Annotated in this window: 13 protein-coding genes; all 13 read left to right on the top strand. The window is 45.2% G+C overall.

Features of this window, described 5'->3' with window-relative positions; all coding sequences use genetic code 11:
• On the top strand, positions 1 to 870 hold an 870-nt coding region (locus tag R7O12_RS19955; RefSeq protein WP_248393831.1), incomplete at its 5' end, for a chemotaxis protein CheW.
• A gap of 35 nt (positions 871 to 905) precedes the next feature.
• Positions 906 to 1,400, top strand: a complete 495-nt coding sequence (locus R7O12_RS19950; RefSeq protein WP_005380507.1) for a chemotaxis protein CheW — start codon at positions 906 to 908, stop codon at positions 1,398 to 1,400.
• 13 nt (positions 1,401 to 1,413) lie between these two features.
• Positions 1,414 to 1,908 carry a DUF2802 domain-containing protein gene (locus tag R7O12_RS19945; protein WP_213868031.1) on the top strand — a complete coding sequence of 165 codons (495 nt, stop codon included), beginning with the start codon at positions 1,414 to 1,416 and terminating at the stop codon, positions 1,906 to 1,908.
• A 290-nt stretch (positions 1,909 to 2,198) separates the two neighbouring features.
• Complete coding sequence (gene ccmA / locus R7O12_RS19940) at positions 2,199 to 2,816, top strand: cytochrome c biogenesis heme-transporting ATPase CcmA (protein ID WP_005380511.1); 618 nt, start codon at positions 2,199 to 2,201, stop codon at positions 2,814 to 2,816.
• Between the two features lies 1 nt (position 2,817).
• Positions 2,818 to 3,486: a heme exporter protein CcmB gene (ccmB, locus tag R7O12_RS19935; protein ID WP_005380512.1), complete on the top strand. Its 669-nt coding sequence runs from the start codon at positions 2,818 to 2,820 to the stop codon at positions 3,484 to 3,486.
• 109 nt (positions 3,487 to 3,595) lie between these two features.
• Positions 3,596 to 4,339, top strand: coding sequence for a heme ABC transporter permease (locus tag R7O12_RS19930; RefSeq protein WP_005380513.1), 744 nt, complete (start codon positions 3,596 to 3,598; stop codon positions 4,337 to 4,339).
• An 11-nt stretch (positions 4,340 to 4,350) separates the two neighbouring features.
• The gene (ccmD, locus tag R7O12_RS19925; protein WP_005380515.1) at positions 4,351 to 4,557 is read left to right on the top strand and encodes a heme exporter protein CcmD; all 207 of its coding nucleotides are present in this window, start codon (positions 4,351 to 4,353) and stop codon (positions 4,555 to 4,557) included.
• Positions 4,554 to 5,039 carry a cytochrome c maturation protein CcmE gene (gene ccmE / locus R7O12_RS19920; RefSeq protein ID WP_005380516.1) on the top strand — a complete coding sequence of 162 codons (486 nt, stop codon included), beginning with the start codon at positions 4,554 to 4,556 and terminating at the stop codon, positions 5,037 to 5,039. The genes ccmD and ccmE overlap by 4 nt, the downstream gene beginning before the upstream one ends.
• Positions 5,036 to 7,012, top strand: a complete 1,977-nt coding sequence (locus tag R7O12_RS19915) for a heme lyase CcmF/NrfE family subunit (RefSeq protein WP_064354224.1) — start codon at positions 5,036 to 5,038, stop codon at positions 7,010 to 7,012. Before ccmE ends, R7O12_RS19915 begins: the two co-directional genes overlap by 4 nt.
• 1 nt (position 7,013) lies before the next feature.
• Positions 7,014 to 7,568, top strand: coding sequence for a DsbE family thiol:disulfide interchange protein (locus R7O12_RS19910; RefSeq protein ID WP_005380518.1), 555 nt, complete (start codon positions 7,014 to 7,016; stop codon positions 7,566 to 7,568).
• The gene (locus R7O12_RS19905; RefSeq protein WP_005380519.1) at positions 7,565 to 8,050 is read left to right on the top strand and encodes a cytochrome c-type biogenesis protein; all 486 of its coding nucleotides are present in this window, start codon (positions 7,565 to 7,567) and stop codon (positions 8,048 to 8,050) included. The genes R7O12_RS19910 and R7O12_RS19905 overlap by 4 nt, the downstream gene beginning before the upstream one ends.
• On the top strand, positions 8,050 to 9,264 hold the full coding sequence (ccmI, locus tag R7O12_RS19900) for a c-type cytochrome biogenesis protein CcmI (protein WP_318126297.1): 1,215 nt from the start codon (positions 8,050 to 8,052) through the stop codon (positions 9,262 to 9,264). Before R7O12_RS19905 ends, ccmI begins: the two co-directional genes overlap by 1 nt.
• A 216-nt stretch (positions 9,265 to 9,480) precedes the next feature.
• The gene (locus tag R7O12_RS19895) at positions 9,481 to 10,254 is read left to right on the top strand and encodes a VacJ family lipoprotein (protein ID WP_005380523.1); all 774 of its coding nucleotides are present in this window, start codon (positions 9,481 to 9,483) and stop codon (positions 10,252 to 10,254) included.
• Positions 10,255 to 10,351: the final 97 nt, after the last annotated feature.

Below are 10,351 nucleotides of genomic sequence, written 5' to 3'. Positions count from 1 at the left end.
CCAGAATTACAGCTACAATACTCGGAGCCAGAAACGTACCAGTTTCAAGAAACATATCCGCCAGAGTTGGAAGCTCCAAACCTGGAAGATGTTCAAAGGCTATTAAGTCAGCTTGAAGCAAGCAACCCAGTGGCTGAGTTGGATATTGATAGTATTCTTGAACAAAATACGATTGATATTGCAGCAGAGATAAAAGCGGCTGAGCCTGAGGTACAAACCTTTAGTGAGGTGCCTGAGCTTCAGGGTGTTGAGGAAATACAGGACTGGGTGATTGATGAGCCAGTTTTTGAGGAAGCTCAACCAGAGGTGGATGAACCTCACGCAGTGATCGAACAAAGTATCAATATAGAATCGAACGTCGATACTGAACTCGAAACACAAGCAGATTCCGATATACCAACGGTCTGGGAAAGCACGAAGCGAAGTGAGGACTTCCAAGTTCTTTACTTTGATGTGAATGGTGTCACGTTTGCTGTACCTCTTGATGAGTTAGGTGGTATTCATCGCATTAGCGAGCTTAACCATTTGATAGGAAAACCCGCCTGGTATTTGGGGCTACAAACAAATCGCGAGCAACAGTTTGATGTCGTCGATACCGCGAAATGGGTGATGGCAGATAAGCTTCGTGATGATAGCTATAAAGATAACTACCAATATGTCGTCATGCTTGGTGAGAGCATGTGGGGGTTGGCCAGTAACCAATTAATGGGGACTGAAACGCTTAATATCGACAAGGTTCGCTGGCGTGAGCAGGCGGGTAAACGCCCTTGGCTAGCGGGCATGGTAAAAGAAAAAATGTGTGCCTTAATTCATGTCCAGGCGCTCATTGACATGCTAAACGCCGGTTTAGATGTCAAATCACTGAATTAGATTTAAGTCGGGAACGACATTAACGAGGATTAACTATGTCTCAAGCTTTTGAAGTAGAAGTGAAGAAAGATGCATCGAATGACGAAGTTCTTCAGTGGGTGACGTTCCAGCTAGAAGAAGAAACGTACGGCATCAACGTAATGCAAGTTCGTGAAGTACTTCGTTATACTGAAATTGCCCCTGTTCCAGGTGCACCAGATTATGTACTTGGTATCATCAACCTACGCGGTAATGTAGTTACTGTTATCGATACACGTTCACGTTTTGGCCTGATGGAAGGCGAAGTCACCGACAACACTCGTATTATAGTGATCGAGTCTGAGCGTCAAGTGATTGGTATCTTAGTCGATAGCGTGGCAGAAGTCGTTTATCTGCGTTCTTCTGAAATTGATACGACGCCTTCAGTTGGTACCGACGAGAGTGCGAAGTTCATCCAGGGTGTGAGCAACCGTGACGGCAAGCTTCTTATCCTTGTGGATTTGAACAAGCTGCTAACAGATGACGAGTGGGACGAGATGGCTCACCTTTAATGGCTGAATGATGATGGCTGAAGAGACTCTTTTATCTGCTCCATTCCTTGCGGGTGGCGTCGCTTTTATCGTGTTAGTATTGGTTGTTTTGCAACTGCGGATTCGCTCGGGGTTACAAAAGCAGTTAGACCAACAACGATCTCAATCTCGACACGCAGATAAAGAAGTGCAAAAGTTGAGTAAGCAGTTACTCGAAGTGCGCTCGGTTGTCGTTGGTCTTGGACAAAAAGTGACGGAGCAACAAGACATTATTCAGCACTTAAACGAGAGAATTCGCGAACTCGAACACGCTGATACTGATGGTCGCTTGTACAGTCGCGCTTCTAAAATGGTACAGCTTGGCGCTGATATCAACGAGCTGATTGAAGAGTGCGAACTACCAAAAGCCGAAGCTGAGTTGATGCTTTCACTGCAGAAGAAACTGGCGGGGAAAGAGAAGATTCCACCATTAAGTGGTCAGCCATCAGATGATGCAGAATATCCAACGCGTGGACGTCGTCGACGCTAAAGGTTATCAAGCGATAAAAAAGAGGCGTTATTACGCCTCTTTTTTTGTTTTTAGCCGCTAATGCTCTTCTTCAATACAACCCTAGATAACCTTCAGTCGTTCTTGCTCTTAGCTCTGGCCTCTCAAATTCAAAATGAGCGCTTATAACTACTTATAGTTAATTTTATTAAAGTGTGATGATTAATTAACAAAAATACATGAACTTACATGTAACCTAGCCCTCTTATCCTGTTTTGTCATAACTAAGGTGTGCTAATATAGCAGCTCGTTCATTTTTTAGTTGAAGCTCTATGTTAGAAGTGTCTAACCTGACAGCAATCCGTGATGAAAGGGTTCTGTTTGAAAACCTGCAGTTTGAAATTAAGCCTGGTGAATTGGTCCAGATCGAAGGGCGTAATGGTACTGGTAAAACTACATTGCTACGGATTGTGACAGGGTTAGGTGATAGAGAAGAAGGTGTAATTAAATGGAAAGGCGAAGAGGTTGAAAAATCTCGTGATGTTTTCCATCAAGATCTGCTTTTCTTAGGACATCAAACAGGAGTGAAACGAGAGCTTACCGCATTAGAAAACTTACGTTTTTATCAATCTATTCAAAATAATCGCTCTTCAGACGAAGAAATCTTTATCGCTTTGACTCAAGTAGGATTAGCTGGTCGAGAAGATGTGCCTGTAGCACAACTTTCCGCAGGTCAGCAACGACGAGTCGCATTGGCAAGGTTATGGCTCAGTAAGCAAATTTTATGGATTTTAGATGAGCCGTTGACTGCCATTGATAAGCAAGGCGTCAAGGTGCTTGAATCTTTGTTCGCAAGTCATGCTGATAATGGCGGTATTGTTGTGTTGACGACGCATCAAGATATGTTTGCGGACAGCCCGAAACTTAGAAAAATAAAGCTGGGTGACTGATATGATTTCCTCGATGACCACCATCATTCGTCGTGAGCTCCTAATCGCATTTCGCCGTCAGGCAGACATTCTAAACCCGCTGTGGTTCTTTATTATTGTCATTACTCTCTTTCCTTTGAGTATTGGACCAGAACCTAATTTGTTAGCACGTATTGCAGCGGGCATCGTTTGGGTTGCCGCATTGCTGTCCGCCTTATTATCATTAGAGCGTCTATTTCGTGATGATTTTCAAGACGGTGCACTAGAACAAATGATGCTAATGCCGATTCCATTGCAACTTGTAGTGGTTTCAAAGGTCATAGCACATTGGTTGTTAACAGGGTTACCTCTGATTTTAATTAGCCCATTATTGGCGGTTTTACTTTCGCTCGACTTCAATACTTGGCTATCGGTTGTATTAACCTTGATGATCGGTACACCAACACTAAGTTTTATTGGCGCCATTGGTGTGGCGTTGACTGTTGGGTTGCAAAAGGGTGGCGTTCTTTTGAGTTTGCTTATTCTTCCGCTCTACATCCCAATTTTGATTTTCGCAACATCGGCAATTGATGCTGCCGCACTCGGTATGGCGTATAACGGTCAACTAGCGATTTTAGGTGCGATGCTAATGGGGGCGATGACATTAACGCCTTTTGCCATCAGTGCCGCATTACGAGTTAGTGTCAACTAACTCAATAAAGTGCCAATGAAGCGGCGCTTGATCAAAGAATTATTATTAAAGCACTGCTACGGTCTCAACCCTTTAGACAGTGTCCCTGAAGTAAGAGTGAGAACAAAACATGTGGAAATGGCTACATCCTTATGCCAAGCCAGAAGCAGCTTATCGTTTGAGTGGTAAGTTTCTGCCTTGGTTTTCTGTATTGGCCCTCGTATGCTTATCGGTTGGTACGGTTTGGGGGCTTGCATTTGCGCCTTCAGATTACCAACAAGGTGACAGTTTCCGAATCATCTACATTCATGTCCCATCAGCTATTTGGTCTATGGGCGTTTATATGTCGATGGCGATCGCTGCATTTATTGGCCTAGTATGGCAAGTTCGCCTATCTGATATGGCGGCACTTGCGATGGCTCCGATTGGTGCAGTATTTACTTTTATTGCTCTACTTACAGGTGCTGTTTGGGGCAAGCCTATGTGGGGCACTTGGTGGGTATGGGATGCCCGTCTTACATCTGAATTGATTCTTCTATTTCTCTACCTTGGTGTGATTGCGCTTTACCATGCGTTTGACGATCAAAAAACCGCCGCAAAAGCTGCTGGTATTTTAGCGATCGTAGGCGTAGTAAACCTACCTATCATTCACTTTTCCGTGGAATGGTGGAACACGCTTCATCAAGGTGCGACGATCACGAAATTTGAACAACCTTCTATTTCATCCGACATGCTTTGGCCGTTATTGCTGAACATCTTTGGCTTTGCGTTCTTCTTTGGTGCCGTGACGATGGTCCGTTTTCGTAACGAAATCATCAGTAAAGAAAGTCACCGCCCCTGGGTGCGCAAACTCGCAACAGAACAAACTCAGTGAGGTAACTGATTATGCATTTTGAATCGCTGAGCGACTTTTTTGCCATGGGTGGCTACGCATCATACGTATGGAGTGCGTTTGGTATTACTTTCTTATCCATGCTGATTCTTCTGATCACTAGCCTTCGCCGCGGTGATGCATTATTGAAAGAAGTGAAAGCAAAAATTGACCGTCAAGCTCGTATCGACGCAGCGAAGAACATGGAGAACACCTTATGAACCCGAGACGTAAAAAGAGGCTAGGTATTGTACTAGCGATCTTTATCGGTATTAGTGCCACCATTGGTTTGATACTTTATGCGCTTAACCAAAATATGGACCTTTTCTACACTCCAACGGAATTGGTTAATGGTAAGCCAGATGGCACCAAGCCAGAAGTAGGCCAGCGTCTGCGTATCGGTGGAATGGTGGTTGTGGGCTCAGTTCGTCGAGATCCTAATTCTTTGAAAGTGAGTTTTGACCTGCACGATGTCGGTCCGAAAGTGACGATTACCTATGACGGTATTCTTCCTGACTTGTTCCGCGAAGGGCAGGGTATTGTTGCTCAAGGTGTACTGAAAGATGCCACGACAGTTGAGGCATTTGAGGTCCTAGCGAAGCACGATGAAGAATACATGCCACCAGAAATTGCAGAAGCGATGAAGAAAACGCATGAACCGCTTCAATACAGCACCGAACAGAAACAAGGAAGCGGCCAATGATTGCTGAAATCGGTCACTTTGCTCTCATTCTTTCGCTTGCAATGGCTGTGCTGTTGAGCGTATTGCCATTGTGGGGAGCATCGAATAATAACACCATGCTCATGAACACAGCGCGACCGCTATCTTGGTCTATGTTCCTGATGCTGTTGTTCTCTTTCGCCATTTTATGTTGGGGATTTTATACCAACGACTTCACGTTACAGTATGTAGCGAGCAACTCGAATAGTCAGCTTCCTTGGTACTACCGTTTAACCGCAGTATGGGGTGCGCACGAAGGTTCACTGTTGCTATGGGTTTTAATCCAAGCTGCTTGGACTGTCGCTGTAGCGACGTTTAGTCGTGGTATGCCGCAAGAGTCGGTTGCACGTGTACTTGCTGTTATGGGCATGATCTCAGTAGGTTTCCTACTGTTTATCATCCTAACGTCAAACCCATTCCTACGTACGTTACCGTTCTTCCCGGTTGACGGACGTGACTTGAACCCTCTGCTTCAAGATCCTGGTTTGATTGTTCACCCGCCAATGCTTTACATGGGCTATGTTGGTTTCTCGGTTGCATTCTCTTTTGCGATCGCATCCCTAATGACCGGACGCCTTGATACGGCTTGGGCTCGTTGGTCTCGTCCTTGGACAACCGCAGCCTGGGTATTCTTAACACTTGGTATCGCACTAGGTTCTTGGTGGGCTTACTACGAACTTGGCTGGGGTGGCTGGTGGTTCTGGGACCCAGTAGAAAACGCATCATTCATGCCTTGGTTAGCGGGTACCGCATTAATGCACTCTCTTGCCGTGACAGAAAAACGCGGCACATTTAAAGCGTGGACGGTACTATTGGCAATCTCTGCATTTTCGTTGAGTTTGTTGGGCACCTTCTTAGTCCGTTCCGGTATTTTAGTATCGGTGCACGCGTTCGCGTCTGACCCGTCGCGCGGTATGTTTATTCTAGGCTTCCTCGTTTTCGTTATCGGCGGCTCTTTATTGCTGTTTGCCGTAAAAGGGGCAGCAGTGCGTGTACGAGGTAACTTCGACTTAGTCTCACGTGAAAATGCGCTCTTAGCCAACAACGTATTACTTATCGCCGCTCTTGTTGTGGTGTTAGTGGGGACACTGTTGCCGCTCGTACACAAGCAGCTTGGTTTGGGGTCGGTCTCTATCGGTGCGCCATTCTTTGACATGCTATTTGCGTGGTTAATGATGCCATTTGCTTTCCTGCTTGGTATTGGCCCTCTTATTCGTTGGAAGCGAGACAATTTATCTAAACTTGTGAAGCCAATGCTCGTTTCAGGTGTGCTTGCTTTCGCCTTGGCCGCGCTATGCGTGTACCTGTTTGCCGATTTCTTCTCAACCATGGCTTACATTGGTTGGGTGATGGCGATTTGGATTATTGCGATGCATGGCTTTGAACTGTACGAGCGCGCAACGCACCGTCATAGCTTTAGTGAAGGTGTTCGCAAGCTGCAACGTAGCCACTGGGCAATGATGTTGGGTCATGTTGGTCTGGCGGTATCTGTTATCGGTATTGCGATGGTACAGAACTACAGCATCGAGCGTGATGTACGTTTAGCACCTGGTGAACACTTCCAAATTCAAGGCTATGATTTCTATTTCTCAGGCTTGCGTGATAAAGATGGTCCAAACTACGATGGCTACATCGCAGACTTTGAGATCACACACAATGGCAAATACGTGAATACGCTTCACGCAGAGAAGCGCTTCTACCGTACGGCTAAGTCTATGATGACTGAAGCAGCCATTGACCGTGGTATTAGCCGCGACCTATACATTGCAATGGGTGAACGTTTAGACGACAACCGATCTTGGGCTGTTCGTATTTACTATAAACCGTTCGTTCGTTGGATTTGGGCTGGCTCTTTGATTATGGCATTAGGCGGCGCACTAGCGATTTCTGATAAACGCTACCGCTTCCGTAAATCGCCGAAGAAAAACGCGAAGTCAAAAGAGCAGGAGGCATAACATGAATAAGAAAATCTTATTTATTCCGCTTGTCGCTTTCATGATTCTAGCGGGCATTTTCGCAACCCAATTAATGCGTAACCAAGAGGGCGATGATCCAACTAAATTGGAGTCGGTTTTGGTTGGCAAGCCAGTTCCTGAATTTCATTTAGAAGACCTGGCTGAGCCTGGAAAACAGTACGACCAATCAATTTTTAAAGGTGAACCGTTGCTCTTGAACGTTTGGGCAACGTGGTGCCCAACGTGTTATGCAGAGCATAAATACCTAAACGAATTGGCGGGTAAGGGCGTTAAGATCATCGGTATGAATTACAAAGATGATCGTAATAAAGCAATAGGTTGGCTGAATGATCTCGGCAACCCGTACTTGATCAGCCTATTTGATGGCAGTGGTATGCTTGGCCTTGACCTTGGCGTTTATGGTGCTCCAGAAACATTCATTATTGATGCAAATGGTGTGATTCGCTATCGCCATGTAGGGGATGTAAACCCACGTAATTGGTCAGAAACACTGGAGCCGCTTTACAACAAATTGGTTGAGGAGGCGAAGCAATGAGAAAGCTAATTCTTGCCGTTTTTGCTGCGATGACATTATCTCTTGCTGCTCATGCGGCCATTGAAGTGTACGAGTTTGATAATTTGGAACAAGAACAGCAGTTCAAAGAGTTAAGCCATACGCTCCGTTGCCCTAAATGTCAGAACAACACGATCTCGGATTCTAACGCTGAACTTGCTCAGGACTTACGCCATAAGGTGTACGAAATGACCAAAGAAGGTAAGTCCAAAGATGAGATTGTTGATTACATGATCGCCCGTTACGGTAACTTCGTGACTTACAACCCACCATTTACGGTCGCGACTGCGATTTTGTGGCTAGGGCCACTCGCTGTAGTACTGGGTGGTTTTGGTTTGATTGTACTGCGTAGCCGTAAATCTAAAGTTAAGGCAAAAGCGAGCAGTGACGAGCAATGGGATGAGCAAAAAGAAGCTCGTTTAAAAGCATTGCTTGAAGAAGAGAACAACGGAGATAAGAAGTAATGACACTATTTTGGATTTCCACCGTTGCTCTCACGCTTATTGCTTGTGCGCTGGTGGCTTTGCCGCTGCTTAAACAAAAAGCGAACAATGATGATGTGTTACGCGATGAGCTCAACAAGGCATTTTATAAAGACCGACTATCTGAGCTTGCAGAAGAAACTGACGAAGGTCTGGTTGAAAGTGAAGACGAACTGATTTCTGATCTAAAGCAATCACTGCTTGACGATATCCCTGGTGATAGAGCGCAAAAAGAAACCAAGGTTTCTCCAATCGCGGTTTTAGTTCCATCGGTAATTCTGACGGTGGTGCTGAGCTATGGTTTGTATTATAAATTTGGCGCGTCAGACGATATTGTTCAATGGCAAGAAGTGTCTGCAAATCTACCTGAGTTATCGAAAAAGCTGATGTCGGCTTCTTCTGAGCCGCTGAGTGACGATGAAATGGCGGATTTGACCCTTGCCCTTCGAACTCGCTTACATTACCAGCCGGAAGACTCGACAGGTTGGTTACTGCTAGGTCGTATTGCGTTAGCAAATCGTGATGTCACCACAGCTATCGATGCGATGGAAAAATCATACCGCCTAGAGCCCAAAGATCCTGATGTGATGTTGGGTTATGCACAAGCTCTGATGCTGTCTCAAGAGGAAATGGATCAAGCGACGGCTCGCTCATTACTCGGCAAGCTGATGCAGCAAGACTATGTCGACCTGCGTGTGTTTTCTTTGTTAGCGTTCGATGCGTTTGAGCGTCAAGACTTCCCGGCAGCCATCAAGTATTGGGGAATCATGCAGCAAATGATTGGTCCAGAAGATAGCCGCTACGAGATGTTGTCACGCAGTATTGAGAGTGCTCGTAAGCAAATGGGCGAAGCGGTTTCACCGGATAAGAGTGTAGCTGTGACAATTAATGTGACACCAAATGCTCAGTTGGATCCAAACGCAGTTCTGATTGTGTCAGTACATCGTTCAGATGGCTCTCCAATGCCTGTGGCTGCTGCTCGTTATCCGCTAGGTACTTTCCCTCGCACAGTCGTATTAGATGATGGCAATGCCATGATGCAAGGGCAAAAGTTATCTTCACTCGATAAGCTAATCGTCCGTGTGCGTGTAGATTCTGACGGTAACGTAGCAACGCGTGATCAAGATTGGCACGGAGAAAGTGACGTCGTTGAATTTGGCGCACCAGTAGAAGTGACCATTGATCAGCAGTATTAATTGTTAACATCTGTCTCTGAAACATGACAACGAGGTAGAGTCAGTTGCCTTTAGTGGTATGACTCTAAACGATCGAGTAGAATACCGAAGGCCAGCGATTGCTGGCCTTTATTTATTCCCATATCTGAGTCATCTTTACTATGTATCCTGCTCAACATACGTACTATGGTTAATCGGGGTGACTTAGGTACATTAATAGTCGTTATGGAAAATAAAATGTATAACAAGGGTAAATCTACCTTCTTGTTGCTGTTAGCCGTTGGACTGGTTGGCTGTTCAAGTGCGCCTGATGAAGCAGTAACAGGACAAGAAACAAATCAAACGACTTCTGATGTGTATGACCCGTTGGAAGGCTTTAACCGAACCATGTGGGAACTCAACTACGAATATTTAGATCCGTATTTGGTTCGTCCTGTATCACTTGCGTATGTAGAATACACGCCAGTTCCTATTCGTTCTGGTATTGCTAACTTCTTATCGAACTTAGATGAGCCAGCAAGCATGGTTAATAACTTAATCATGGGTAATGGTACGAAAGCCGTGGACCACTTTAACCGTTTTTGGATTAACTCGACGTTCGGTATTTTCGGTTTATTCGATATTGCAAGTGCCGCGGGTATTACGAAGTACGACGAGAAAGCGTTCAGTGATGCAGTAGGCCACTATGGTGTTGGAAATGGTCCTTACTTCATGGTTCCAGGTTATGGTCCGTATACCTTACGTGAAGTGACAGATACCGTAGATAGTACGTATTTACCCCTCTCTTATCTCAACTTCTGGGCGAGTTTGGGTAAGTGGGCGTTTGAAGGAATGGAGAAGCGTGCTTTATTAGTACCGCAAGAAGCGCAGCTAGACTCGTCGCCGGATCCATATATTCTAACTCGCGATGTTTATATCCAACGTCAAAACTTTAAAGCAGAAGTTGAAACGGTAGAAGAAGTTAACATCGAAGAAGAAGAGTATTTAGATGAATATCTAGAAGACTTTTAAGCGTTGTTCTTCACAATAGAGTGACCCGTCCTGATATGGGTTGACACTTTTTAACTAAAACGCTCGATGTACTTCATCGGGCGTTTTGTATTTTAAA

The sequence above is a fragment of the Vibrio sp. Vb1574 genome, assembly GCF_033338675.1.
The sequence above is the reverse complement of the archived record's forward strand: the minus strand, read 5'-3'. Positions and strand labels throughout refer to the sequence as shown.